This is a genomic window from Phytobacter cepae, from assembly GCF_054165735.1.
The window spans coordinates 2,809,473-2,835,873 of sequence record NZ_CM135107.1 but is presented as its reverse complement, the minus strand read 5'-3'; the positions used below and the strand labels follow the sequence as shown (position 1 = coordinate 2,835,873).

The 26,401-nt window shown below is 53.3% G+C and carries 27 protein-coding genes and 1 other annotated feature; of the genes, 15 read left to right on the top strand and 12 right to left on the bottom strand.

What is annotated here, in order from left to right:
- Positions 1-155 precede the first annotated feature (155 nt).
- From trpA to ACUY4Q_RS13135, 5 genes are read right to left on the bottom strand one after another with little or no spacing between them, the layout of a single operon-like run.
- The gene (gene trpA, locus ACUY4Q_RS13155; protein WP_458043211.1) at positions 156-962 is read right to left on the bottom strand and encodes a tryptophan synthase subunit alpha; all 807 of its coding nucleotides are present in this window, start codon (positions 960-962) and stop codon (positions 156-158) included.
- Positions 962-2,155, bottom strand: a complete 1,194-nt coding sequence (gene trpB, locus ACUY4Q_RS13150) for a tryptophan synthase subunit beta (protein WP_458043210.1) — start codon at positions 2,153-2,155, stop codon at positions 962-964. The genes trpA and trpB overlap by 1 nt, the downstream gene beginning before the upstream one ends.
- 11 nt (positions 2,156-2,166) lie before the next feature.
- Positions 2,167-3,525, bottom strand: coding sequence for a bifunctional indole-3-glycerol-phosphate synthase TrpC/phosphoribosylanthranilate isomerase TrpF (trpCF, locus tag ACUY4Q_RS13145; protein WP_458043209.1), 1,359 nt, complete (start codon positions 3,523-3,525; stop codon positions 2,167-2,169).
- A 3-nt stretch (positions 3,526-3,528) separates the two neighbouring features.
- Positions 3,529-5,124: a bifunctional anthranilate synthase glutamate amidotransferase component TrpG/anthranilate phosphoribosyltransferase TrpD gene (gene trpD / locus ACUY4Q_RS13140; RefSeq protein WP_458043208.1), complete on the bottom strand. Its 1,596-nt coding sequence runs from the start codon at positions 5,122-5,124 to the stop codon at positions 3,529-3,531.
- Entirely contained in the window at positions 5,124-6,686 is a 1,563-nt protein-coding gene (locus tag ACUY4Q_RS13135) for an anthranilate synthase component 1 (RefSeq protein WP_458047338.1), read from the bottom strand. The genes trpD and ACUY4Q_RS13135 overlap by 1 nt, the downstream gene beginning before the upstream one ends.
- A 25-nt stretch (positions 6,687-6,711) precedes the next feature.
- Positions 6,712-6,804 (bottom strand) — a sequence feature (Trp leader region).
- 160 nt (positions 6,805-6,964) lie between these two features.
- Between ACUY4Q_RS13135 and rnm the strand changes: the two genes are divergently transcribed.
- From rnm to rluB, 3 genes are all read left to right on the top strand, one after another.
- Positions 6,965-7,846, top strand: a complete 882-nt coding sequence (gene rnm, locus ACUY4Q_RS13130) for an RNase RNM (protein ID WP_458043207.1) — start codon at positions 6,965-6,967, stop codon at positions 7,844-7,846.
- Positions 7,843-8,463, top strand: a complete 621-nt coding sequence (locus ACUY4Q_RS13125) for an L-threonylcarbamoyladenylate synthase (protein ID WP_458043206.1) — start codon at positions 7,843-7,845, stop codon at positions 8,461-8,463. Before rnm ends, ACUY4Q_RS13125 begins: the two co-directional genes overlap by 4 nt.
- 98 nt (positions 8,464-8,561) lie before the next feature.
- Complete coding sequence (gene rluB, locus ACUY4Q_RS13120; RefSeq protein ID WP_458043205.1) at positions 8,562-9,461, top strand: 23S rRNA pseudouridine(2605) synthase RluB; 900 nt, start codon at positions 8,562-8,564, stop codon at positions 9,459-9,461.
- Positions 9,462-9,506: 45 nt separating this feature from the next.
- On the opposite strand, the gene cobO is transcribed toward rluB, so the two are convergent.
- Both cobO and ACUY4Q_RS13110 read right to left on the bottom strand, forming a co-directional pair.
- The gene (gene cobO / locus ACUY4Q_RS13115) at positions 9,507-10,097 is read right to left on the bottom strand and encodes a cob(I)yrinic acid a,c-diamide adenosyltransferase (protein ID WP_458043204.1); all 591 of its coding nucleotides are present in this window, start codon (positions 10,095-10,097) and stop codon (positions 9,507-9,509) included.
- A complete protein-coding gene (locus ACUY4Q_RS13110) occupies positions 10,094-10,852 on the bottom strand; it encodes a YciK family oxidoreductase (protein ID WP_458043203.1) in 759 nt (252 codons plus the stop codon). Before ACUY4Q_RS13110 ends, cobO begins: the two co-directional genes overlap by 4 nt.
- A gap of 219 nt (positions 10,853-11,071) precedes the next feature.
- On the opposite strand from ACUY4Q_RS13110, the gene sohB reads away from it, so the two are divergent.
- Positions 11,072-12,118, top strand: coding sequence for a protease SohB (gene sohB, locus ACUY4Q_RS13105; protein ID WP_458043202.1), 1,047 nt, complete (start codon positions 11,072-11,074; stop codon positions 12,116-12,118).
- Positions 12,119-12,152: 34 nt separating this feature from the next.
- On the opposite strand, the gene ACUY4Q_RS13100 is transcribed toward sohB, so the two are convergent.
- Positions 12,153-12,404 (bottom strand): YciN family protein, encoded by a 252-nt coding sequence (locus ACUY4Q_RS13100; protein ID WP_458043201.1) that lies wholly within the window; start codon positions 12,402-12,404, stop codon positions 12,153-12,155.
- 398 nt (positions 12,405-12,802) lie between these two features.
- On the opposite strand from ACUY4Q_RS13100, the gene topA reads away from it, so the two are divergent.
- The 6 genes from topA to acnA all read left to right on the top strand — a co-directional run bounded on the left by topA (position 12,803) and on the right by acnA (position 20,307).
- Positions 12,803-15,400 (top strand): type I DNA topoisomerase, encoded by a 2,598-nt coding sequence (topA, locus tag ACUY4Q_RS13095; RefSeq protein ID WP_458043200.1) that lies wholly within the window; start codon positions 12,803-12,805, stop codon positions 15,398-15,400.
- A gap of 184 nt (positions 15,401-15,584) precedes the next feature.
- Entirely contained in the window at positions 15,585-16,559 is a 975-nt protein-coding gene (gene cysB, locus ACUY4Q_RS13090) for an HTH-type transcriptional regulator CysB (protein ID WP_458043199.1), read from the top strand.
- Between the two features lie 317 nt (positions 16,560-16,876).
- Positions 16,877-17,038 carry a YmiA family putative membrane protein gene (locus tag ACUY4Q_RS13085; RefSeq protein ID WP_458043198.1) on the top strand — a complete coding sequence of 54 codons (162 nt, stop codon included), beginning with the start codon at positions 16,877-16,879 and terminating at the stop codon, positions 17,036-17,038.
- A gap of 1 nt (position 17,039) precedes the next feature.
- Entirely contained in the window at positions 17,040-17,210 is a 171-nt protein-coding gene (locus tag ACUY4Q_RS13080; RefSeq protein WP_458043197.1) for a YciX family protein, read from the top strand.
- A gap of 136 nt (positions 17,211-17,346) precedes the next feature.
- A complete protein-coding gene (gene ymiC, locus ACUY4Q_RS13075; protein ID WP_458047337.1) occupies positions 17,347-17,445 on the top strand; it encodes a small membrane protein YmiC in 99 nt (32 codons plus the stop codon).
- Positions 17,446-17,631: 186 nt separating this feature from the next.
- On the top strand, positions 17,632-20,307 hold the full coding sequence (acnA, locus tag ACUY4Q_RS13070) for an aconitate hydratase AcnA (protein ID WP_458043196.1): 2,676 nt from the start codon (positions 17,632-17,634) through the stop codon (positions 20,305-20,307).
- Positions 20,308-20,349: 42 nt separating this feature from the next.
- On the opposite strand, the gene ribA is transcribed toward acnA, so the two are convergent.
- Positions 20,350-20,940 (bottom strand): GTP cyclohydrolase II, encoded by a 591-nt coding sequence (gene ribA, locus ACUY4Q_RS13065; protein WP_458043195.1) that lies wholly within the window; start codon positions 20,938-20,940, stop codon positions 20,350-20,352.
- A 181-nt stretch (positions 20,941-21,121) separates the two neighbouring features.
- Here ribA and pgpB point away from each other — a divergent pair, with 181 nt between their 5' ends.
- From pgpB to yciH, 5 genes are all read left to right on the top strand, one after another.
- Entirely contained in the window at positions 21,122-21,886 is a 765-nt protein-coding gene (gene pgpB / locus ACUY4Q_RS13060; RefSeq protein ID WP_458043194.1) for a phosphatidylglycerophosphatase B, read from the top strand.
- Between the two features lie 141 nt (positions 21,887-22,027).
- On the top strand, positions 22,028-22,336 hold the full coding sequence (locus tag ACUY4Q_RS13055; RefSeq protein ID WP_458043193.1) for a LapA family protein: 309 nt from the start codon (positions 22,028-22,030) through the stop codon (positions 22,334-22,336).
- A 6-nt stretch (positions 22,337-22,342) separates the two neighbouring features.
- Positions 22,343-23,512: a lipopolysaccharide assembly protein LapB gene (lapB, locus tag ACUY4Q_RS13050; RefSeq protein ID WP_458043192.1), complete on the top strand. Its 1,170-nt coding sequence runs from the start codon at positions 22,343-22,345 to the stop codon at positions 23,510-23,512.
- Positions 23,513-23,696: 184 nt separating this feature from the next.
- A complete protein-coding gene (pyrF, locus tag ACUY4Q_RS13045) occupies positions 23,697-24,434 on the top strand; it encodes an orotidine-5'-phosphate decarboxylase (RefSeq protein ID WP_458043191.1) in 738 nt (245 codons plus the stop codon).
- Complete coding sequence (yciH, locus tag ACUY4Q_RS13040; protein ID WP_458043190.1) at positions 24,434-24,760, top strand: stress response translation initiation inhibitor YciH; 327 nt, start codon at positions 24,434-24,436, stop codon at positions 24,758-24,760. Before pyrF ends, yciH begins: the two co-directional genes overlap by 1 nt.
- Positions 24,761-24,877: 117 nt before the next feature.
- On the opposite strand, the gene osmB is transcribed toward yciH, so the two are convergent.
- The 3 genes from osmB to yciZ form a co-directional block, all read right to left on the bottom strand.
- Positions 24,878-25,096, bottom strand: coding sequence for an osmotically-inducible lipoprotein OsmB (gene osmB, locus ACUY4Q_RS13035; RefSeq protein WP_437430559.1), 219 nt, complete (start codon positions 25,094-25,096; stop codon positions 24,878-24,880).
- A 260-nt stretch (positions 25,097-25,356) separates the two neighbouring features.
- Complete coding sequence (yciT, locus tag ACUY4Q_RS13030) at positions 25,357-26,115, bottom strand: DNA-binding transcriptional regulator YciT (protein ID WP_458043189.1); 759 nt, start codon at positions 26,113-26,115, stop codon at positions 25,357-25,359.
- A gap of 89 nt (positions 26,116-26,204) precedes the next feature.
- Positions 26,205-26,387: a protein YciZ/DeoL gene (yciZ, locus tag ACUY4Q_RS13025; RefSeq protein WP_458043188.1), complete on the bottom strand. Its 183-nt coding sequence runs from the start codon at positions 26,385-26,387 to the stop codon at positions 26,205-26,207.
- Positions 26,388-26,401 lie beyond the last annotated feature (14 nt).

Below are 26,401 nucleotides of genomic sequence, written 5' to 3'. Positions count from 1 at the left end.
GCACGCATTACCCTTACTTCCCGTGGCATTATTGGGCGAAATATAATCGATAGCAATGACAAGTTAGGGGTATCCCTGACGGGAAAAGGGGTTAACGAGGTGGAGACTAACTTGCCGCCAGACAAAGGCGTCTGACGGCAGATATCAGCGGGAAATTACTGACGCGTTGCCGCCTTCATTGCACGAACAAAGGTGCTCAGTTCTTCAAGCATTACGCCAGGCTTATCAAGATTATTTTCGATAATTTTAACAATCGCCGAGCCGGAAATTGCACCCGCAGCACCCGCGCCGATGGCTGCAGTGACTTGATCCGGCGCAGAAATACCAAACCCTTGCAACGGAGGCGCTGCGTGGTATTCCGTTAATTTTTCAATCAAATGGTGCAAAGGCAGCGCCGCACGATTTTCCGCACCGGTGACACCTGCGCGTGAGAGCAGATAGGTGTAGCCGCGACCGTAAGAGGCTATCTGACGTAAAAGCTCATCATCTGCGTTAGGGGGGCAGATAAAGATAGGCGCAACGTTATGACGCAATGCAGCCTGACGGAACGGGGCTGATTCCTCCACCGGCACGTCAGCAATCAGCACCGAATCGACGCCGGCTTTGGCGCACTGCGCGTAAAACTCGTCAACGCCACGGCTGAAGACCAAATTGGCGTACATCAATAGCCCAATCGGAATTGTTGGGTGTTTCTGACGAATCGCCGCCAGCATTTCAAAACACTGGCCTGGGGTGACGCCAGAAGCGAAAGCACGAAGCGCCGCGTTCTGGATAGTCGGGCCGTCAGCCAGCGGGTCAGAGAAAGGAATGCCAAGTTCCAGCGCATCCGCGCCTGCTGCAATCAGGGTATCAACTATCTTCAGCGACTGCTCAGGTGACGGATCGCCCAGGGTGACAAAGGGAACAAAGGCGCCTTCCTTGCGTTCATCTAACTGCTTAAAGAGTTGCTCATAGCGTTCCATCAGATTTCCCCTCGTGCTTTCAGAATGTCATGTACCGTGAAGATGTCTTTGTCTCCGCGACCAGAGAGATTGACCACCAGTAACTGCTCTTTCTCCGGATTCTCTTTGGCCATTTTCAGGGCATGGGCCAGGGCATGAGAGGATTCCAGCGCCGGGATAATCCCTTCGCTACGGCATAAGGCCTTGAAAGCGTCCAGGGCTTCGTCATCGGTAATGGAGACGTAATCCGCCCGTCCAATGCTGTTCAGATAGGCATGTTGCGGACCCACTGATGGGAAATCGAGCCCCGCAGAAAGCGAGTAGGACTCTTCAATTTGCCCTTCATCGGTCTGCATCATCGGTGATTTCATACCGAAATAGATACCAACACGGCCGTGCTTCAGTGGGGCACCATGCTCGCCGGTTTCAATGCCGTGTCCCGCTGGCTCAACGCCAATCAGGCCAACGCCAGTCTCATCGATAAAGTCAGCGAACATGCCGATAGCGTTTGAACCACCGCCCACGCAAGCGATAACCGCATCCGGCAAACGCCCCTCTTTTTCGAGGATCTGTGCTTTGGTCTCTTCGCCGATCATCCGCTGGAATTCACGCACGATGGTCGGGAAAGGGTGCGGACCAGCGGCGGTGCCTAACATGTAATGCGCCGTGTCGTAGCTGCCAGACCAGTCGCGCAGCGCTTCGTTACAGGCATCTTTCAACGTAGAAGAACCGCTATGTACCGGAATAACCTCCGCCCCCATCAGGCGCATACGGAAGACGTTCGGTGACTGGCGCTCAACGTCTTTTGCACCCATATAAATACGACATTTCAGGCCGAGCAGGGCACTGGCCAGCGCCGATGCCACACCGTGCTGACCCGCACCGGTCTCGGCAATAATTTCAGTTTTACCCATGCGTTTAGCCAGTAACGCCTGACCCAACACCTGGTTGGTTTTGTGCGCACCGCCGTGCAGCAGATCTTCGCGCTTGAGATAAAGGGTCGTTTTGGTGCCAGCCGTGAGGTTCTGGCATTTCGTTAAAGCGGTCGGGCGACCGGCATAGTTTTTCAACAGGTCGGTAAACTGGGCCTGAAACTCAGGATCTTTTTGTGCGCTGACAAAGGCCTCTTCAAGCTGGCGCAATGCAGGCATCAGGATCTGCGGCACATACATACCGCCAAACTCACCAAAATAGGGATTTAATAAAGTCGTCATCGTTTGTTTCCTTAATAGGCTCGCAGAGTACGGAATACCGAGGCCAGCTTAGTGGCATCTTTTTTTCCCGGTTCAGACTCTACGCCTGAATTGAAATCGAGGCCGGAACATCCGGCTTTGGCCGCGTCGACGCAGTTATCGGCGCCAAGACCGCCAGCCAGCAGAACGTTATCCAACGCCTGGCCCGCCAGTAGCGACCAGTCAAAACGCTGACCCGTCCCCCCCTGACCGTTATCAAATACGTATTTGTCGACGTGCTGTAAGTCACGCGCTGGCAATGTCTCTTTCACGCTCAGCGCCTTCCAGATTTTTACATCGTCTGGCAATTGGCGACGTAACGCATCGATGTAATCCTGGTCTTCGCTGCCATGCAGTTGTACCGCAGCCAGACTCAGTTGTTTGACGATATCGACGACGTTATCAACCGGGCTATCGCGGAATACACCCACATACTGTAACGGGGCGGCGGCGATAACGGTTTTAGCCTGCGCCACCTCAACGGCACGTGGCGAGGCGGGCACAAAAATCAACCCGCCGTAGATAGCCCCGGCGTCATGCGCGGCCTGCGCATCCTGCGGGCGAGTTAAACCACAGACTTTATTTTCGCCCAGTAACACGCGCTTCACGGCAGCATCAAGGTCACCGTGCGACATCATCGCTGAGCCAATTAAAAACCCGTTAGCGAAATGGCTAAGTTCACGCACCTGCGCGTAGGTGTTTATGCCGGATTCACTGATCACGGTAACGCCAGCCCCCAGGCGTGGGGCCAACTGGCGTGTACGATTCAAATCGATAGATAAATCGCGCAGATCACGATTGTTAATGCCGACGACTCTGGCGTTCAGCGCGATGGCGCGTTCCAGCTCTTCTTCGTTACTGACTTCAGTCAATACGCCCATATTCAGGCTATGCGCCACGGCAGAAAGCTGACGATACTGTTCGTCATCAAGAACGGACAGCATCAGCAGACAGGCATCGGCCTGGTAAAAACGGGCCAGGTAAATCTGGTAAGGGTCAATAATAAAATCCTTACACAGAATCGGCTGGTGGGCGATACCGCTCACGATGGGCAGGAAATCGAAGCTGCCCTGAAAGTATTTTTCATCGGTCAGAACGGAGATCGCCGAGGCATGATGCTTATAGACTTCCGCAATCCTCGCCGGGTCAAAATCATCACGAATCACGCCTTTTGATGGGGAGGCTTTTTTACATTCAAGAATAAATGCAGTGTGAGTTCCCTGCAGAGCATCGTAAAAACGGCGTTGAGTGGGCACCACGTCGTTCTGAAAACTGGCCAGCGGTTGTTGCTCCTTACGGGCGGCTACCCAAATCGCCTTATCTGCGACGATTTTCGCTAAAACGGTCTGCATTTTTTATCCTCTTGCCGCAAGTTGGGCGACTTTGTCATACGCGGTACCGCTATGGAGTACATCCAGTACCTTCTGCGCGTTGGCCTGCAAATCTTCTTCACCGTGTAAACGCATCAACATGGCAACGTTTGCCGCGACGGCGGCCTCATGGGCGGCGTCACCTTTACCTTGTAATAAGCGGGTCAGAATGTCACGGTTTTCTTCCGGCGTGCCACCGGCCAGCGCCTCCTGATGATAGGGTGTTAACCCAAAGTCAGTGGCGGTCAGTTGATAGCTTTTAATTTCACCTTCGCGCAGTTCGGCTACCACGGTTGGCGCATGCAGGGAAACTTCGTCCATTCCTCCGCTGTGCACGACGGCAGCGCGCTGATAACCCAGTACCCGCAGCGTCTCGGCAATGGGCAGCACCAGTTCAGGGCTGTATACCCCAATCAAGGCCAGAGGGGGATGCGCCGGGTTAATCAACGGGCCAAGCACATTAAACAGCGTACGGGTCTTCAACTGCTGGCGCACCGGCATGGCGTGGCGGAATCCGGTGTGATACTTCGGGGCAAACAGGAAGCAGACACCCAGTTCATCAAGCGCATTACGCGACTTGTCGGCATTCATGTCCAGATTGATACCAAACGCCGCCAGCAGATCGGACGACCCGGAACGGCTGGATACGCTGCGATTACCGTGTTTTGCCACTTTCAGGCCACAGGCTGCGGCAACGAATGCACTGGCCGTAGAAATGTTGATGCTGTTGCTGCCGTCGCCACCGGTGCCCACGATATCGGCAAACGCGTAATCCGGACGCGGGAAGGGGGCCGCATTTTCCAGCAGAGCCGTTGCCGCGCCAGCGATTTCGTTCGGGTGTTCTCCTCGCACTTTCATGCTGACCAGCGCCGCCGCTAACTGCTCCGGCTTGAGCTCTCCGCGTACCACCGCTGAAAACAGCTGGTGGCTCTCCTGCTGGCTCAGGGTCTGCGCCTGATACAGTTTCTCCAGAATCGGTTGCAGCGTGTTGGTCTGCTCCAGTTTCTGCAACGCCCATGCCAGCGTCTGTTCTAACAGACGCGCGCCCTGAGCGGTCAGAATGGATTCCGGATGGAACTGGAATCCGCAGACGCGATCCGCGTCGTGACGAACCGCCATCACCATGCCGTTGAAATGGGCATTAATGGTCAGTCCAGCCGGAATGTTACTGCCCACCAGCGAGTGGTAGCGCGCGACCGGTAAGGGGTTGGGCAGCCCGGCAAACATCGCCTGATTATCGTGCTCAATGCTGGAGGCTTTTCCATGCAGAATTTCCCCCGCCTGGCCAACATAACCGCCATACGCTTCAACAATCGCCTGATGCCCGAGGCAAATACCAATAATCGGCAGTTTGCCACGCATACGGGTCAGTAGTTCCGGCATGCAACCGGCTTCCGAGGGGGCCCCTGGCCCCGGCGACAGCATCAGGACCGGGTTTTTCATCGTGCCCAGGCGGTCAATCAAGGTTTGTGCAGGAACATGGTTGCGGTAAATCACCACATTGTGCCCGCTCGCACGCAGTTGATCGGCGAGGTTGTAAGTAAAGGAATCGATGTTATCGAGCAGCAGAATGTCGGCCATCAGAATGTCTCCTCGGCGTGATGCGCTTTAGCAATGGCGCGCAAAACAGCGCGGGCTTTATTACGGGTTTCATCGGCTTCAGACTGCGGGACGGAATCAAGTACCACACCGGCACCGGCCTGGACGGTAGCAATACCGTCCTCAACCCAGGCGGAACGAATGACGATACAGGTATCCAGATCGCCATGGGCGGTGAAGTAGCCCACCGCACCGCCATAGCTCCCACGACGTGAACCTTCGGCGTCGGCAATTAACTGCATGGCGCGTACTTTTGGCGCGCCGCTCAGGGTGCCCATATTCATACAGGCGCGATAGGCGTGCAGCACATCCAGGTCGTGGCGTAATTCACCCACCACGCGGGAGACGAGGTGCATGACGAAGGAGTAGCGGTCGACTTTTGTCAGGTCGGCAACGTAACGGCTGCCCGGGGTGCAGATGCGCGCCAGGTCATTACGGGCTAAATCCACCAGCATCAGGTGTTCAGACAGCTCTTTATGGTCGGTTCGCATGTCCAGTTCAATGCGGCTATCCAGGTCGCGATCCAGAGTGCCGTCGGCATGGCGCCCACGAGGACGGGTACCGGCAATAGGGTAGATCTCAATCTGACGTGAAGCGGCATCGTACTTCAGCGAGCTTTCCGGCGAGGCACCGAACAGGGCAAAATCGGCATCCTGCATAAAGAACATGTACGGGCTGGGGTTACTCTTTTTCAGCACTTCATATGCTGCCAGTGGAGAAGGGCACGGCAGGGTGAAGCGGCGGGACGGCACCACCTGGAAAATCTCACCTGCACGAATGGCTTTCTGCATCTGACGCACCACCGCACCGTATTCTTCATCGCTCTGATTACATGCAACACGCATGTTGGCAATGTTCTCGACAGGCAACGGCACCGGCGGCTCATTCAATTGCTGGCGCAACGTTTCAACACGCCGGGCAAGGCGCGCTTTCTCTTCCGGGTTCTCTGAGAAGACGCTGACCTGAATGCGGGTTTGCTGTTTCTGATGATCGATAACCAGTAAGCTTTCCGCCAGGTAGAAGCAGTAGTCCGGGCAGCGTCTGTCATGATTCAGCGCCGGTAAATCTTCGAAACCTGCTACCAGGTCATAGGCAAACAAACCGCCAAAGAACATGGCCTCGCGTTCATCTTCCGGCACATTGACCAGACCCTGGAGCAGACGGAAGGCATCAAAAACAGAAAGGGAACACAGGCGCGCATCTTCGTCTAACAGCGCACTCACTGGCGGGAAACGCAGCTCGCGGCCCGTTGGCTTGATGGTATTTTCCACACCGGCAGGGAGCGCAGCATCCAGCAGAGGCAGCAGTGACGCGCCATTGGCGCTCATTGCCTCGATGGTGACAGTGTCACCAAGCGCGGTGATGCGCAGCGCACTATCTACCAGCAGCAGGCTTTTGAGATCGTTTTTACTGTCGATGTCAGCCGATTCCAGCAGCAAGGTGGCGGGACGAGCGCCGCACAGTTGATGAAATAAGGCGGTCGGGTTCTCCCGATACAGGGCGTTGCTGGTCAGTAATTCGAGTGTCGGTTTGTGCGTTTGCATCATCGCTCTCATTTTTTTGTGTTCCATAAAAAAGCCCGCTCAAATGGCGGGCCAGGTATCGGTGTGCTGAATACGCACTGAGACACAGCCCGGATCAGGGAGTGCGCCACCAGCGGTTGTTGAGCAGAAAAGGCGTATTCATTAGCGATACCTCGTTGAGTGAACTTGCGTACTAGTTAACTGGTTCGTGAAGGGAATGTCAACCCTGATTTCAGAAAATCATCATGTAACGTTATGATAGCGTGAAAATTCAGATTCACCCTGTACTGGAGCCGTTTTTGAGCGACACGAATTACGCTATTATTCACGACCTGCACAGCCACACGCTCGCTTCGGATGGCCTGTTAAGCCCTGAGGCTTTGGTACACCGCGCCGTTGAAATGCGCGTTGGCACCCTGGCCATTACCGATCATGACACCACGGACGGCATTCCCGCAGCACAGGCAGAAATTGCCCGCGCCGGTTTGAACCTGCGTTTAATACCTGGCGTTGAGATTTCGACCGTTTGGGAGAATCACGAAATTCACATCGTGGGTCTGAACGTCGATATTACCCACCCGGTACTGCGCGAATTTCTTGCACAGCAGCATGAACTCCGCCAGTTACGCGCGCAGCTCATCGCTGAGCGCCTGGAAAAAGCGCACATCCCCGGTGCCTGGGAAGGCGCGCAACGCCTGGCTAAAGGCGCGGCGATAACTCGCGGCCACTACGCTCGCTTTCTGGTGGAAAGGGGCAAAGCCAACTCGGTGGCGGATGTCTTTAAAAAATATCTGGCACGTGGGAAAACCGGCTACGTTCCTCCGCAGTGGTGTACAATAGAACATGCTATTGAAGTTATTCATCATTCTGGCGGGACGGCGGTCCTGGCACATCCGGGCCGCTATGATTTATCCGCGAAATGGTTGAAAAGATTGCTGGCGCATTTTGCCCAAAGCGGCGGTGAGGCGATGGAAGTCGCCCAATGCCAGCAAGCTCCTAACGAACGTAAGCAGCTTGGCGAGTACGCCCGACAGTTCGGTCTTTTGGGTTCACAAGGGTCAGATTTTCACCAACCCTGCCCGTGGATTGAACTGGGACGCAAGCTCTGGCTTCCAGCGGAAGTGGAGGGCGTCTGGCTTAAATGGGAGCAGCCGCAACACGCTACAGAGAGGGAAGTATGAGTCAGTTTTTTTATATTCATCCGGATAACCCCCAGCCACGGTTGATTAACCAGGCGGTGGAGATTGTTCGTAAAGGTGGGGTCATCGTTTACCCGACCGACTCCGGCTATGCGCTGGGATGTAAAATTGAAGATAAAGGGGCGATGGAGCGTATTTGTCGCATCCGCCAGTTACCGGATGGGCACAATTTCACCCTGATGTGCCGCGACCTGTCCGAACTGTCTACCTATGCGTTTGTCGACAACGTGGCTTTCCGCCTGATCAAAAATAACACGCCGGGAAATTACACCTTTATTCTCAAAGGTACTAAGGAAGTCCCGCGTCGGTTATTACAAGATAAACGTAAGACGATCGGTCTGCGCGTGCCGTCGAACCCGATTGCGGTGGATTTACTTGAAGCACTGGGAGAGCCGATGTTGTCGACCTCGCTCATGCTGCCTGGCAGTGAATTTACCGAATCCGACCCGGACGAAATTAAAGATCGCCTGGAGAAAGTTGTCGAATTGATTATTCACGGCGGCTACCTCGGGCAGCAACCGACCACGGTAGTGGATCTGACAGACGATTCACCGGTGGTGATTCGTGAAGGCGTCGGCGACGTTAAGCCTTTCTTATAATCCTGCGAGTCGGTATACTACGCGGCCATTTCACAGGCGCTGCCGCGACCTGATGACCTTATTCGACGCCTGTGAAGGCGACACCCGAGGAAAGCTCTATGAGCGAGAAGTTACAGAAAGTGCTGGCGCGAGCTGGCCACGGCTCCCGCCGTGAAATCGAAACTATTATTGAAGCGGGCCGCGTGAGTGTTGACGGCAAAATTGCCACGCTTGGCGACCGCGTTGAAGTGACCCCGGCCCTGAAAATTCGTATCGACGGCCATCTTATTTCCGTGAAGGAATCCGTTGAGCAGATCTGCCGCGTGCTGGCGTACTACAAACCGGAAGGTGAACTCTGCACTCGCAACGATCCGGAAGGTCGCCCGACCGTGTTCGATCGTCTGCCAAAACTGCGCGGTGCGCGCTGGATTGCCGTTGGGCGTCTGGACGTGAACACCTGTGGCCTGTTGCTGTTCACCACCGACGGTGAGCTGGCTAACCGCCTGATGCACCCAAGCCGTGAAGTTGAGCGCGAATACGCGGTGCGCGTGTTTGGTCAGATTGATGAAGCGAAACTGCGCGATTTGGGTCGTGGCGTTCAGCTCGAAGATGGCCCGGCGGCGTTTAAAACCATCAAGTTCAGCGGTGGGGAAGGGATTAACCAGTGGTATAACGTCACCCTGACCGAAGGGCGTAACCGTGAGGTTCGTCGTCTGTGGGAAGCCGTTGGCGTGCAGGTAAGTCGCCTGATTCGCGTGCGCTACGGTGATATTCCACTGCCAAAAGGCCTGCCTCGTGGCGGCTACACTGAGCTGGATCTGGCACAAACCAACTATCTGCGTGAGCTGGTTGGACTGACGCCGGAAACCGCGTCGAAAGTGGCGGTTGAAAAAGATCGCCGCCGCATGAAGGCGAACCAGATTCGCCGTGCGGTGAAACGCCACACTCAGGTCACCAGTAGCCGTCAGGCACCTGGTGGTCGCCGTTCAAGCAGTCGCAATAACGGCAACGGACAATAAAAAAAGGGCGCAAGCCCTTTTTTTGTCTCTGACATCCGGTGAGATTCAGTAATCAATACCGATCTGCGCTTTAATACCCGCCTCAAACGCGTGTTTCACCGGGCGCAACTCGCTGACCGTATCGGCCAGTTCCAGAATATCCCGGTGGCAACCACGGCCGGTAATAATCACGGTTTGCGTTGACGGGCGATTTTCCAGAGCTTCAATTACCGACTCCAGCGGCAGATAATCGTACGCCACCATATAAGTCAGCTCATCCAGCAGTACCATATCCAGTGACGGATCGGCCAACATGCGCTTCGCGTGTTCCCAGACCGCCAGACAGGCTGCGGTGTCGCTCTCCTTATTTTGCGTTTCCCAGGTGAAACCGGTTGCCATCACCTGGAATTCAACCCCTAACGGTTCCAGCAGATTACGCTCACCGTTTGGCCATGTTCCTTTGATGAACTGTATAACGCCGACTTTTTTATTGTGTCCGACTGCGCGGGTGGCGGTACCAAACGCAGCAGTGGTTTTCCCCTTACCGTTGCCGGTAAAAACAATAATAATGCCGCGTTCATCCTGGGCGGCGGCGACGCGTGCATCCACCCTGTCTTTGACCCGTTGCTGGCGCTGTTGGTAACGTTCTTCACTCATTGCGATATCCCCGGTTTTCGCCCTGGTTGGGCGTCAAAGGTCATGCCTGTTTTACGGCGGCTGTCATCACCCATCAGCCACAAATATAACGGCATGATATCAGCCGGTGTTTTCAGTTTCTGCGGGTCTTCCGATGGAAACGCGTTTGCACGCATCCCCGTGCGCGTACCGCCAGGATTAATGCAATTGACCCGCAGCCGGTTTTGATACTCTTCCGCGAGAACCTGCATCATGCCTTCGGTAGCAAACTTTGAGGCTGCATAAGCACCCCAGTTTGCTCGTCCCTGACGGCCGACGCTGGATGAGGTAAAGACCAGTGAACCGCTTTCTGCCTTCAGTAATAAAGGAAGGAGGGCCTGGGTAAGATAAAAAGTGGCATTGACGTTCACCTGCATAACGGCATCCCAGACGTCAGGTTTTTGCGCGTCCATGGGACAAACGTCGCCTAGCATTCCTGCGTTGTGCAACACGCCGTCCAGGCGGGGATACTGGGCAGCAAGGCGCTCAGCAAGGGTATGGCAATCCTGCGGCGTACAGGTTGCAAGGTCGAGAAGATGCACGGCGGCTGACTGGCCACCCTCCCTGACAATCTGGTCTGCGACCAGGCGAAGTTTTTGCTCATTACGTCCAATCAAAATGAGACGGGCACCGTGACCGGCGTAGGTCAGCGCGGCCTCTTTACCGATGCCGTCACTGGCACCGGTGACCAGAATAATGTGGTTGCGTAGCAGGTCGCGTTGTGGCTGGTAATGCACAAGGACTCCTTGGTCTGCGCGGGGTTGGCTGATGTTGGGTTTATGCCTTAAACCGCCGCGTATTTCAATCAGTCTGGCGGAGGGTCCTTGCCAGAACAAAGTAAATGTTTTGAAAATATGCAGTTATCTGCGCTTAAGAAGGATCTGCAATGCAAGACGCGCTGAAAAGCCTCATGTACACTGGGAACGAACGTTAAGTGGCTGAACCAAGGTGGAAGCGTGGAATTACTGTCTGAATATGGTTTATTTTTGGCCAAAATTGCGACCATTGTCGTCGCGATAGCCGTTATTGCTATTCTCATTGTCAATCTGACACAGCGTAAACGTCAGCGGGGTGAATTACGCGTTACCCGGCTGAGCGAACAATATAAAGAAATGCAGGAAGAGATGTCTGTTGCGTTACTCGACGAGCAGCAGCAAAAACTCTGGCATAAAGCACAAAAGAAAAAAACCAGGCTTGAGGCAAAAGAAGCCAAAGCCCGGGCAAAACGCGGCGAGGTCACTCCCCTTACCAAACCTCGTGTCTTTGTGCTCGATTTCAAAGGCAGCATGGATGCCCATGAAGTGGGCGGATTGCGTGAAGAGATTACCGCCGTACTGACGCTCGCGAAAGCGGAGGACAGGGTGGTCGTGCGGCTGGAAAGTCCGGGCGGCGTCGTGCATGGTTATGGCCTGGCGGCCTCGCAACTGCAGCGTCTGCGTGACAGACAAATCCCGCTGACCGTTGCCGTAGACAAAGTAGCCGCCAGCGGCGGCTATATGATGGCCTGCGTTGCAGACACCATCGTGGCTGCACCGTTCGCCATTATTGGTTCAATCGGGGTGGTGGCGCAGATCCCGAACTTCAATCGTTTCCTGAAAAGCAAAGAGATTGATGTTGAACTGCATACTGCCGGGCAGTACAAGCGCACGTTAACCCTGCTTGGTGAAAACACCGAAGAAGGCCGGCAGAAATTCCGTGAGAGCCTGAATGAAACCCACGATTTGTTCAAAGGGTTTGTTCATCAGATGCGTCCGCAGCTTGATATTGAACAGGTCGCGACGGGTGAGCACTGGTACGGTACCCAGGCGCTGGAGAAAGGGCTAGTGGATGAGGTGGGTACCAGTGATGAACTGCTGCTGGCCCTATTCGAAAAGCATGAAGTGATTGGTCTGCGCTATCAACAGCGCAAAAAACTGCTGGACAGATTTACCGGCAGTGCGACAGAGAGTGTCGATAAGCTATTGATGCGCTGGTGGCAGCGCGGGCAAAAACCGCAGCTATAAACAAAAACGCGAGGTGAGAGCCTCGCGTTTTTTCTTAATCGATGAGCCGATACTTTTCAGACAGCTCATGGGCCAGATACTTGAACATGTTAAAGACAGCGGTGCTCTTTCCTGTTGGCAGCCCCTGCTCATCAAGATAATACTCGCCGCTAAAAACCAGAATTCCGTTGCGCTGTGTGACGCCCGTTGCCTCAATGCCCGACAGGGTATCTTCATGATCGCGAATCATTTGATTAGCCAGTTTCAGTAAAGACTGACGATCGATAGGTTGCGCTGAGTCTTGCATTTCGCTCCTCCTGAAAAATTTAACAAGTTTACGCCCCACACCGCGTGTGGGCAAATTTTCCCTGTCTGGGCAAGGAGTTTGAGGCAACGGTGAGGGTGGCGTGATTTGAAAATGCGTGCTAATAAAGTTGCTTAACAAATTTTATCAGGTACAGTGTGACGCTTTCGTCAATCTGGCAACAGAATTGCTTGACATTCGACCGCGAAATTGTCGTGCTGTATCGCAGGTTAGATAAAAAGCCTGCCGACTCAATCACCTGATAGCGATATGTTTTGCTTATGGTTGTAAAAACGGTTGATATCCATTGTCGCCGCCACTATATATTTGGCTCGTCGCCAGTGGAAGGTGAAGCAACGTGCGACGAATTCCTGGAAGAATTTTATTAGGTAAAGGTGAATATGGGTAAAGCTCTCGTCATCGTTGAGTCCCCGGCAAAAGCCAAAACGATCAATAAGTATCTGGGTAATGACTTCGTGGTGAAATCCAGCGTCGGTCATATCCGTGATTTGCCGACCAGTGGCTCAGCACCTAAAAAGAGCGCGGACTCAACCTCCGCCAAACCGGCTAAAAAGCCCAAAAAAGATGAGCGCGGTGCGCTTGTTAACCGCATGGGCATCGACCCATGGCACGGTTGGGATGCCCATTACGAAGTGCTCCCTGGCAAAGAGAAAGTGGTCTCTGAGCTGAAATCCTTAGCTGAAAAAGCTGACCATATCTATCTCGCAACCGACCTTGACCGCGAAGGGGAAGCCATCGCATGGCACCTGCGGGAAGTGATCGGCGGTGATGAATCACGCTACAGCCGCGTGGTGTTTAACGAAATTACCAAAAACGCCATTCGTCAGGCCTTTGAAAAGCCGGGCGAATTGAACATCGATCGTGTTAACGCTCAACAGGCGCGCCGTTTTATGGACCGCGTTGTGGGCTACATGGTCTCGCCACTGCTGTGGAAAAAAATTGCTCGCGGTCTTTCCGCCGGCCGCGTGCAGTCCGTTGCCGTGCGTCTGGTGGTGGAACGTGAACGTGAAATTAAAGCGTTTGTACCGGAAGAGTACTGGGAAGTCGATGCCAGTGCTACCACGCCGGGTGGCGATACGCTGCCGCTTGCGGTGACGCACGAAGGGGATAAACCCTTCCGTCCGGTTAATCGCGAGCAGACCATGGCGGCGGTCAGCCTGCTGGAAAAAGCGCGTTTCACGGTTGTGGATCGTGAAGATAAGCCAACCAGCAGCAAACCCGGTGCGCCTTTCATTACGTCCACACTGCAGCAGGCGGCAAGTACCCGTCTTGGCTTCGGCGTGAAGAAAACCATGATGATGGCTCAGCGACTGTACGAAGCGGGTTACATCACCTACATGCGTACCGACTCTACCAACCTGAGTCAGGACGCAGTCAGCATGGTGCGCGAGTACATCGGCGACAAATTCGGTAAAAAATACCTGCCGGAGAAGGCCAACCAGTACGCCAGCAAAGAGAACTCTCAGGAAGCGCACGAAGCGATTCGTCCTTCCGACGTGGCTGTTGAAGCTGACACGCTGAAAGATATGGAAACGGATGCGCAGAAACTGTACCAGCTTATCTGGCGTCAGTTTGTTGCCTGCCAGATGACCCCGGCACAGTATGACTCCACGACGATTACGGTGGGTGCTGGCGACTATCGTCTGAAAGCGCGTGGCCGTATTTTGCGCTTCGACGGCTGGACCAAAGTCATGCCAGCGCTGCGTAAAGGCGATGAAGATCGTACGTTACCGGCGGTCAATACCGGAGACGTGCTTTCGCTTATCGAGCTCACCCCGGCTCAGCACTTTACCAAACCGCCTGCGCGTTTTAGCGAAGCGTCACTGGTTAAAGAGCTGGAAAAACGTGGAATCGGGCGGCCGTCTACCTACGCGTCTATTATCTCGACCATTCAGGACCGCGGTTATGTGCGCGTTGAAAACCGTCGTTTCTATGCGGAAAAAATGGGTGAAATCGTCACCGACCGTTTGGAAGACAATTTCCGCGAGTTGATGAACTACGACTTTACCGCCCAGATGGAAGATCGCCTCGACCAGGTGGCCAACCATGAAGCGGAATGGAAAAAGGTGCTCGATAGCTTCTTTGGTGATTTTTCCCGCCAGCTCGACCAGGCGGAAAAAGATCCGGAAGAAGGCGGTATGCGTCCGAATCAGATGGTGCTGACCAGCATCGATTGCCCGACCTGTGGTCGCAAGATGGGTATTCGAACTGCCAGCACTGGCGTATTCCTGGGTTGCTCGGGTTATGCACTGTCGCCAAAAGAGCGCTGCAAAACCACCATTAACCTGGTGCCGGAAAATGAAGTGCTGAACGTCCTTGAAGGTGACGATGCCGAAACCAACGCCCTGCGTGCAAAACGCCGTTGTGGTAAGTGTGGTACGGCGATGGACAGCTATCTCATCGATCCTAAGCGTAAACTGCACGTCTGCGGTAATAACCCGACCTGTGATGGCTATGAAATCGAAGAGGGTGAGTTCCGCATCAAAGGGTACGATGGCCCTATCGTTGAATGTGAGAAATGTGGCTCTGAGATGCACCTGAGAATGGGGCGTTTTGGTAAGTACATGGCTTGTACCAACGACGACTGCAAGAACACACGCAAGATTCTGCGTAATGGGGAAGTGGCTCCGCCGAAAGAAGACCCGGTACCGTTGCCGGAACTGCCATGCGAGAAATCGGATGCGTATTTCGTCTTGCGTGACGGTGCTGCAGGGGTTTTCCTGGCGGCGAATACCTTCCCGAAATCGCGTGAAACGCGTGCGCCACTGGTGGAAGAGTTATATCGCTTCCGCGATCGTTTGCCAGAAAAGCTGCGCTATCTGGCCGATGCGCCACAGCAGGATGCAGACGGCAATAAAACCACTGTCCGCTTTAGCCGTAAAACCAAGCAGCAATATGTTGCTTCGGAAAAAGAGGGCAAAGCGACGGGCTGGTCGGCCTTCTTTATTGATGGCAAATGGACTGAAGCAAAAAAATAACGCCTGAAATTAACAGGTTAAATAAAGGGTCGGCTTGCCGGCCCTTTTTTATTTCGGTGTTATTATTTTTTATTCAAATCTATACATAGAAGATATAAATGTTATAGTGGTTATAGTAAAACCACTTTTTATTATGAAATCGTCTTAAGCGATTGTCTGTTTGCGCGAATTCGGATGGTCTTTCATGAAACTACAGCAACTCCGTTATATTGTTGAGGTGGTCAATCACAACCTCAATGTCTCCTCCACCGCCGAGGGCCTGTATACCTCGCAGCCGGGCATCAGTAAACAAGTGCGCATGCTGGAGGACGAGCTGGGTATTCAGATCTTCGCTCGCAGCGGCAAGCATTTGACGCAAGTTACCCCTGCCGGGCAGGAAATTATTCGTATCGCCCGCGAAGTGTTGTCCAAAGTGGATGCCATTAAATCCGTTGCTGGTGAGCATACCTGGCCGGATAAAGGCTCCCTCTACGTTGCCACCACCCACACCCAGGCGCGTTATGCACTGCCTAATGTGATCAAAGGCTTTATTGAGCGTTACCCGCGCGTCTCTTTGCATATGCATCAGGGCTCGCCGACGCAAATTGCCGAGGCCGTTTCCAAGGGAAATGCCGATTTCGCGATTGCCACTGAAGCCCTGCATCTGTATGACGATCTGGTGATGCTGCCATGCTATCACTGGAACCGCTCGATAGTCGTCACCCCGGATCATCCGCTGGCATCAAAGCAGTCAGTATCGATTGAAGAGTTAGCCCAGTACCCGCTGGTGACCTACACCTTTGGCTTCACCGGCCGTTCAGAACTCGATACCGCCTTTAACCGCGCCGGCCTTTCGCCACGCATCGTCTTTACCGCGACCGATGCCGACGTCATCAAAACCTACGTACGTCTGGGTCTGGGCGTTGGGGTGATAGCGAGCATGGCGGTTGACCCTGTCTCCGATCCTGACCTGGTTAAACTCGACGCGCAGGGTGTTTTCAGCCACAGCACAACCAAGATCGGTTTTCGTCGCAGCACGTTCCTGCGCAGTTATATGTATGATTTCATTCAGCGCTTTGCGCCTCACTTAACCCGCGATGTGGTTGATGCTGCGGTGGCCCTGCGCTCGAATGAAGATATTGAAGCGATGTTCAAAGATATTAAGCTTCCCGAGAAATAATCGCTTTTGGGGTATCTGTCCTCTGGAACAGATACCCATTACCCTTCCTTAAGTACAATTATCATTATCATTCACTTATTCCCATTCATACTTTCCCGCGATTGACTCCTCTGCAAAATGCATAATCAACCTAAAATTTGCGACAAACATAGAAACTAAAATGTCGCTTCGCAAATTTCATACTTCAATAATTTATTTCAGGTCAAAAGATTAAATTTTTCGTTAAAAAGAGTACGTAAATTCACTGGCTTTTCGGCTAAAGTTTCTTTAGGATTTGTCTCATCTCATGATTAATTGTACCTATTGTTGGTGCCGAAATGATAAGTGATGTCGATTGTACGAGGTTAGCAATGCCATCAGGAAGTGAAGAACCGCAAAGGGATCCGGCATTAAAGCGTAAGGCCTGGCTGGCGGTGTTTCTGGGCTCAGCCCTTTTCTGGGTTGTGGTGGCTTTCGTAATCTGGAAATTCTGGGGTTAAAATGGCGGTAACAGCTCAGACAGGCTCCGTTAAGCCACTGTGTCAGCGACATGACAAACCGCAAAACGCAAAACCACAATCAGAAAGCCCGGTTCCGGCGTCCTGGAAACTTACGCCGCAGCAGAAAGCGTTTATTGATAGCTTCGCAGAAGACGACGCATCGAAACAATAAATCATTATGAGAATAACCAGGAGAAACGCTCGGGTTATTCAGCTCTGTACTTATGTACTGTTAAATAAATACACCACAGCAAATAATGAGCTGCGTTATTACGCGGCGATGATGAATACTTTTTTGGTGTGAAATGATGAATAATCGCTGCTCTGTCAAATACTGGTCGTGGATGAGTGTCTTTTCTGTCTCCGTGTTGCTCTGGGGGCAACTTATCTGGGTCCTGTTACGCTAAATTTGAAAACCTCGCTGCGGCGGGGTTTTTTGTTTCTGTCTTCCGCCATCCTGCCACCCTCACGCGGTTTTGCCTCTTTTAGCGATTCGGGTTGTTATCAAAACGTTACGACATGTTTGTGTTATCTTTAATACAGACCCTGATAACAATCAGGGTTTCGCAATCCCTGAAATTAAGGAGGAGCTTATGTCGTTTACCCTACGCGAAGCCAGTAAGGACACGTTGCAGGCAGAGAATAAAACGTATCACTACTACAGCTTGCCACTGGCCGCAAAGGAACTTGGGGATATTGCGCGTCTACCCAAGTCACTTAAAGTTTTACTGGAAAACCTCCTGCGCTGGCAGGATGAAGAGTCAGTGACCGAAGAGGACATCCGGGCATTGGCCGGTTGGCTGAAATCCGCCCATGCGGACCGGGAAATTGCCTACCGTCCTGCGCGAGTCTTGATGCAAGACTTTACCGGTGTTCCTGCCGTGGTCGACCTTGCCGCCATGCGTGAGGCGGTAAAACGCCTCGGGGGTGACACCGCTAAAGTCAATCCTCTCTCTCCTGTCGACCTGGTCATTGACCACTCCGTTACCGTCGATCACTTTGGCGATGACGACGCGTTTGAAGAAAACGTGCGTCTGGAGATGGAACGTAATCATGAGCGCTACCTTTTCCTGAAATGGGGTCAGCAAGCGTTCAGTCGTTTTAGCGTGGTTCCACCTGGCACCGGCATCTGTCACCAGGTGAATCTGGAGTACCTGGGCAAAGCGGTGTGGAGCGAACTGCAGGATAAAGAGTGGGTAGCCTATCCGGACACGTTGGTCGGCACGGACTCGCACACCACCATGATTAACGGCCTTGGCGTACTGGGCTGGGGGGTAGGGGGGATCGAAGCGGAAGCCGCAATGTTGGGTCAACCGGTATCGATGCTCATCCCGGATGTCGTCGGTTTCAAGTTGAGCGGGAAATTACAGGAAGGGATCACTGCAACCGACCTGGTTTTAACCGTCACGCAGATGCTGCGTAAGCATGGGGTGGTGGGCAAATTTGTTGAGTTCTATGGCGACGGGCTGGATTCGCTGCCGCTTGCCGACAGGGCCACCATTGCAAACATGGCGCCGGAATACGGGGCAACCTGTGGATTTTTCCCCATCGACGGCGTCACGCTTGAGTATATGCGTCTTAGCGGGCGCAGCGAAGAGCAGGTCGCGTTAGTTGAAGCCTACGCGAAAGCGCAGGGCATGTGGCGTAATGCGGGCGATGAGCCGGTCTTCACCAGCACCCTTGAACTCAACATGAATGATGTAGAAGCGAGTCTTGCCGGGCCAAAACGTCCCCAGGACCGTGTCGCATTAGGTGAAGTCCCCCGCGCATTTGCTGCCAGTTCAGAACTTGAACTTAACACTGCCCAAAAGGATCGCAAGCCCGTTGAGTACACCTATAAAGGCCAAAAACACCAGCTACCTGATGGCGCAGTCGTTATTTCTGCCATTACTTCCTGTACCAATACATCAAACCCCAGTGTGTTAATGGCTGCGGGCCTGCTGGCGAAAAATGCGGTAAAAGCCGGTCTTAAACGTCAGCCCTGGGTGAAAGCGTCCCTCGCGCCTGGCTCGAAAGTCGTATCGGATTATCTTGCGCAGGCACGTTTAACACCGTATCTCGATGAGCTGGGCTTCAACCTGGTGGGCTACGGTTGTACGACCTGTATCGGTAACTCCGGTCCGCTCCCTGAACCTATAGAGCAGGCTATCAAACAAGGCGATTTGACCGTCGGCGCAGTGCTTTCCGGCAACCGTAACTTTGAAGGCCGTATCCATCCTCTGGTGAAAACCAATTGGCTTGCTTCACCGCCGCTGGTGGTGGCGTATGCCCTGGCCGGGAATATGAACATCAATCTGGCGACGGATCCACTGGGTCATGACCGTAAAGGCGATCCTGTGTATCTGAAAGATATCTGGCCTTCAAGCCGGGATATCGCCCGTGCGGTTGAGCAGGTTTCGACCGAGATGTTCCGCAAAGAATACGCGGAAGTGTTCGAAGGAACGGAGGAGTGGAAATCTATTCAGGTTGACCGCTCGGACACTTACGGTTGGCAGGATGACTCCACCTACATTCGTCTCTCGCCGTTCTTTGACGACATGATGGCGACGCCGAAGCCGGTGGAGGATATCCATGGTGCACGTATTCTCGCCATGCTCGGGGATTCTGTCACCACTGACCATATCTCGCCTGCGGGGAGTATTAAAGCCGACAGTCCGGCCGGTCGCTATCTGCAAAGCCATGGCGTGGAACGCGGTGATTTCAACTCCTACGGTTCACGTCGCGGTAATCATGAAGTGATGATGCGCGGAACCTTCGCCAACATCCGTATCCGCAATGAGATGGTGCCTGGTGTAGAAGGGGGCATGACGCGTCAGCTGCCAGGAGACGATGTGGTGTCGATTTATGATGCCGCCATGCGCTACCAGCAGCAGGGTACGCCACTCGCGGTCATTGCTGGCAAAGAGTACGGGTCGGGCTCCAGTCGTGACTGGGCGGCGAAAGGGCCGCGCCTGTTGGGTGTTCGGGTGGTTATCGCCGAGTCGTTTGAACGTATCCACCGCTCGAATCTGATTGGGATGGGGATCCTCCCCCTGGAATTCCCACAGGGTGTGACGCGGAAAACCTTAGGTTTAAGCGGAGAGGAGAAGCTGGACATTGCCAACCTCAATCAGCTTAAACCCGGCGCGACCATTCCGGTGACGCTGACGCGCGCAGACGGCACGCAGGAGGTCGTCGATTGCCGTTGCCGTATTGATACCTCAACGGAACTGACCTACTTCCAGAACGACGGTATCCTGCATTATGTAATTCGTAATATGTTGCATTAAGACCGTACTGGCCGTGGGAAATTACTCACGGCCAGCTTCGTCTTATTCGCTCAGTAAATGGCCCATCTTCGCCGCTTTGGTATCGAGGTAGTGCGCATTTTTCGGATTACGTCCAACAATTAATGGAACGCGCTCAATGATGTTGATGCCTGCTTCGGTCAGAATTTCAACTTTCTTGGGGTTATTGGTCAGCAGGCGCACCTCATCTACCCCAAGCAGTTTGAACATATCGGCACACAAGGTGAAGTCGCGCTCATCGGCGGCAAAGCCGAGCTGGTGATTCGCTTCGACGGTGTCATAACCCTGATCCTGCAGCGCATAAGCACGAATTTTGTTCAGTAAGCCGATATTTCGACCTTCCTGACGATGATAAAGCAGCACCCCGCGACCTTCTTCCGCAATATGGGTCAATGCCGCTTCGAGCTGGAATCCGCAATCACAGCGCAGACTAAAGAGCGCATCGCCCGTCAGACATTCAGAATGGACACGCGCCAGTACCGGCGTCTGCCCGGAAATATCCCCAAAAACCAGCGCAACGTGATCCTGCCCGGTTGCCAGTTCTTCAAAACCCACCATCAGGAAATCGCCCCACGGGGTCGGCAGTTTGGCTTCTGCCACGCGTTTAAGCTGCATGTGATTCTCCAGATTATATTGGCCGTTATTGGCAGCCTTATGTATTCCGCTATTTTGCCACAATGCGCTTTACATCACTAACCACCTGCTGACACATCGCTGATTAAACGCACAAATACGGCAGTTTAAACAGAAATGTTATTTTTCGGTTATTATTGTGGCTCGAACGAAAGGAGAGATCATGCGGGCGATTGCAAAACGTACCACGGCGGGTGCGGGAATATTAATGATCATGCCCATCGTGGTATGGGTTTCTGGTTGGCGCTGGCAGCCAGGCGCGAACACTGAATTCTTACGCGCCGCATACTGGATAACTGAAACGGTGACGCAGCCCTGGGGCATCATCACGCATGTTGCCCTGTTTGGCTGGTTCCTGTGGTGTCTGCGTTTTCGCCTGAAGGCGGCACTGGTGCTATTTGTGATTCTCGGTTGCGCTATTTTGGCCGGGCAGGGGGTCAAATCCTGGGTGAAAGATCGCGTGCAGGAGCCCCGTCCTTTTGTGCTGTGGCTGGAAAAGGCACACGATGTGAAAGCGGACGATTTTTATAGCCTCAAACGCAAGGATCGCGGCCACCTGGTGAAAGAACAACTCACCGATCAACAGAACGTTCCGCATTTTCTACGTAAACATTGGCAAAAAGAGACCGGTTTTGCGTTTCCCTCCGGCCACACCATGTTTGCAGCCAGTTGGGCACTGTTAGGCGTGGGATTATTGTGGCCCCGCCGACGCACATGGACAATCGCTCTGTTGCTGGCCTGGGCGACAGGGGTAATGGGTAGTCGTCTTGTGCTGGGCATGCACTGGCCACGCGATTTGGTGGTCGCCACGCTCATCTCCGCAATACTGGTCATTATTGCAACCTGGCTTGCGGAAAAGCTATGTGGACCTCTTACTCCGCCAACCGCAGAGAAACATGAAATAGCAGAAAGGGAGCAGGAGAGTTGAAATCTGTCATAATGCCCCTAAATCACTATGATGCATCACGCATTTCCGTTTCGCACCAGGCGCTAAAATGGTAGTTTATAAGGCTGGATGCAGTCGGTTGAATATAATTTACTCGCTCACAACCACATAACGGGAAGTAATGTGAAATATTTACTCATTTTCTTACTGGTCCTGGCGATTTTTGTCGTTTCCGTCACGCTGGGTGCCCAAAACGATCAACAGGTGACGTTCAACTATCTGCTCGCTCAGGGTGAATATCGGATCTCCACATTACTGGCAGTGCTCTTCGCAGCAGGCTTTGCCATTGGCTGGCTGATTTGTGGGCTGTTCTGGCTGCGCGTACGCGTCTCGCTGGCGCGTGCGGAGCGCAAGATTAAGCGTCTTGAGCAGAAGCTTGCCCCGGCTGCCGATGTCCAGGTACATACCGGTACCGCTGTGGTGAAGGAATAACCGTCTATGTTGGAGCTGTTGTTTCTGCTGCTACCCGTTGCCGCGGCCTATGGCTGGTACATGGGGCGCAGAAATGCTCAACAAAACAAGCAAGATGAGGCCAACCGGCTTTCACGTGATTACGTGGCCGGGGTAAACCTGCTGCTCAGTAACCAACAGGATAAAGCCGTCGACCTGTTCCTTGAGATGTTAAAAGAGGATACCGGCACCGTTGAAGCGCATCTGACACTCGGCAACCTCTTCCGCTCCAGAGGGGAGGTCGACAGAGCGATTCGTATCCATCAAACCTTGATGGAGAGCGCTTCCCTTTCCTATGACCAGCGTCTTCTCGCCGTACAGCAACTGGGCCGTGACTACATGGCAGCAGGGATGTATGACCGCGCGGAGGATATGTTCAACCAGTTGGTGGACGAAACCGATTTTCGTATCGGCGCCTTGCAACAGCTGTTGCAAATTTATCAGGCCACCAGTGAATGGCAAAAAGCCATTGATGTGGCGGAAAAGCTCGTCAAACTTGGCAAAGACAAACAGCGCGGTGAAATTGCCCATTTTTACTGTGAGCTGGCATTGCAGCAAATGGGCAATGATGAGCTTGATCGCGCCATGGCGTTGCTGAAAAAAGGCGCTGCCGCAGACAGAGACAGTCCGCGCGTGTCGATTATGATGGGACGCGTGCATATGGCCAAAGGGGAGTATGCCAAAGCGGAAGAGTGCCTGTTACGGGTAATTGACCAGGACAAAGAACTGGTCAGCGAAACGCTGGAAATGCTTCAGGTGTGCTATCAACATCTCGGCAAACATGACGAATGGGCGGCATTCCTCCAGCGTTGTGTGGAGGAGAATACCGGGGCTACGGCCGATTTGATGCTGGCCGAAATCATGGAGCAACGCGAAGGCCAGGACTCTGCGCAGGGCTATGTAACGCGTCAGCTACAGCGGCATCCAACGATGCGTGTGTTTCATAAGCTGATGGATTATCACCTTAATGAAGCGGAAGAAGGGCGCGCAAAAGAGAGCCTGATGGTGCTGCGTGAAATGGTCGGGGAGCAGATCCGTAGCAAGCCTCGCTACCGCTGCCATAAATGCGGATTTACCGCCTATACCATGTACTGGCATTGCCCGTCGTGTCGCGCATGGTCCACCGTTAAGCCCATCCGAGGTTTAGACGGCCAGTGATTTTTTAAAAACACTCATTTTAGTTACAACATACTGTCTGTTGTTCAAGGTTTTCCCCCACCTCCCTGCGCGCATCGTTAAGCAGGGTGTAATGGAACCTGTCATTTCGGTCTCCTCGCAGGTAGAATGCACGCCGTTTATTCATTGCGCCTGAGCGGGTGCCCTTATCTCAGAAGGTCTCACCATGACGACTACAGCTCCATCTGTTTCCCGCGCTAAAACGACCTCTCCGGTTGTTGTTGCCCTTGATTACGATAACCGCGACAACGCTCTCGCTTTTGTTGACCGCATCGATCCGCGCGATTGCCGCCTGAAAGTGGGCAAAGAGATGTTCACGCTTTTTGGCCCCAATCTGGTGCGCGACCTGCAACAACGCGGGTTTGATGTTTTCCTCGACCTGAAATTTCATGATATTCCTAATACCGCGGCCCATGCGGTAAAAGCGGCCGCCGATCTCGGGGTCTGGATGGTCAATGTGCACGCCTCCGGTGGCGCACGCATGATGACCGCGGCTAAAGAAGCCCTGGTGCCGTTTGGTAAAGATGCCCCCTTGCTGATTGCGGTCACCGTGTTAACCAGTATGGAAGCCAGCGATCTCGCCGGGCTGGGCATTACGGCCTCGCCGGCAGAGCATGCCGAGCGTCTGGCCTCATTAACCCAACAATGTGGCCTTGATGGCGTTGTGTGTTCAGCGCAAGAAGCAGTGCGCTTTAAAGATGCATTCGGCAAGTCATTCAAACTGGTGACCCCTGGCATCCGCCCGGCAGGCAGCGCGGCAGGCGATCAGCGTCGTATCATGACGCCCGAACAGGCGCTGGCGGCCGGTGTCGACTATATGGTTATCGGCCGTCCTGTCACCCAGTCCACCGAGCCGGCGCAGACTTTACGTGACATTAACGCCTCACTGGTGCGGAGCGCATAATGAGCGACAATAACAGCCGACTGGTTTACTCCACTGAATCCGGTCGCATCGCAGAAGAAAAAAAACCGACTGAACGTCCGAAAGGGGATGGCGTGGTGCGTATCCAGCGTCAGACCAGTGGTCGTAAAGGGAAAGGTGTTTGCCTGATAACCGGCATTGATGCTGATGATGCGACCCTTACGGCACTTGCCGCAGAGTTGAAAAAGAAGTGTGGCTGCGGTGGTGCGCTGAAAGAGGGTGTGATCGAAATTCAGGGTGACAAACGTGATTTACTGAAAACCTTGCTGGAAGCAAAAGGGATGAAGGTAAAACTGGCAGGCGGATAAACGCTGCGTTTGGGCAATAAAAAAAGGGCGACGTATATAACGTTACCCTTTTTTATTCATTGCTCAGACCTGTAACAAAAAAATTGTTATAAAAGTGTAGATGCCGTTCTGAATGAATTACTTACCAACCTGGTGACCAACAATACCACCAACGGCTGCACCACCTAATGTACCCAGCGTGCTACCGTCTGTTAAGACAGCACCGCCCAGTGCACCAGCGCCAGCGCCGATCGCCGTATTTCGATCACGTTTAGACCAGTGTCCGCACGCGCTCAGAGACATAGCGAGAGTAATTGCCAGCATAGCTGTAGCGACTTTTTTACTTGATAACATCATCATACTTTCTCCTGAATGAGTGATTCACGGAAAAGTGTTCTCTTTGAGTATAGCCGTTGTGGCGCCACCGAAAGACTTTCCGTCAAACCTTTGTTGCGCAGGTGTTGCTAATATCACGTGTGTGACTGTCACTTCCTGTTATATCGCTACAAATAATTTTACGTTTGAACCCACGAAGCGGCAGGGTAAAAAGTCTTAATTAAAAGGTCGGAATAATCTCAGATATGAAAGGGATAGCCCGCCGGGGCGAGCGTTGTCACTTAAGCAGAAACGGGGCACTCAACGAGATTGACCACCAGACCTGATTGTTGCAGTTGTGTATGCGCTTCGGCAGGCAGACGCGCATCGGTAATCACGCGATTGAAAGGGTTACCAGCACCGAGCGTATAGGGATGCACCGCACCGAATTTTGAGCTGTCGGTCAACACAATTGCCTCACAGCCCTTTTCCAGCACCGCGTTCACCACATCCGTGCGCATCATGTCACGCCCGGTAAATCCGGTTTCCTGCTGCCAGCCGTCAATACCAATGAAGGCCTTGCTGAAGTGCACTTGCTGGACGAACTGCCGGGTCAGCGGACCGACCATACTCTCGCTCTTCTTCTGAAAAATCCCGCCCAGAAGAATCACCTCACAAAGCGCATCCTTCAGCAGATGGGCGATATAGCTGCTGACGGTGATAATGGTTATATCCCGTTGTTCGCCGAGGCGGCGTGCGAGCAGGGCATTACAACTGCCGTTTTCGATAAAGACCGTTTCGCCTTCGCTGACCAGGGATGCGGCAAAATCAGCCAGTTCACGCTTCACGGTGTAGTTGTTCATCATTCGCGTTTCGACATCATCGCTGTCCAGTGGGACGGCATAACCATGTGTACGTCGCAGATAACTCTCTTTTTCGAGCGTATTGAGATCCTGGCGGATGGTGACTTCGGACACGCCGGTCATTTTTGCCAGATCTGAAACGCTCATCCGTCCTTTATCAATGACCGTCTGAAGAATACGTTGTTGTCGGGAATTCATAGGCACAACTTATAGCGTTAGTAGAATCAGGATTGAGGTCAGTCATATCAGTGAACCGCTACGAACACGCGATGATGAAAGAAGCGTAATTATACTTCCCAGGGAGTTTTAGGCGCTCCTGGAATGCCTTCCTGCCCGGCGCTTTCAACTTGCTGTAATTCCGCCTTGAGGATCTCCAGGTTACGAATGGCGGATGAGTAGTCACCGGCAACCAGAATATCCAGCACGGTATCGATCCGCCCGGTCAGCTGCTTTACGTCAATGTCGGCCATAGCTTCACCTTTAT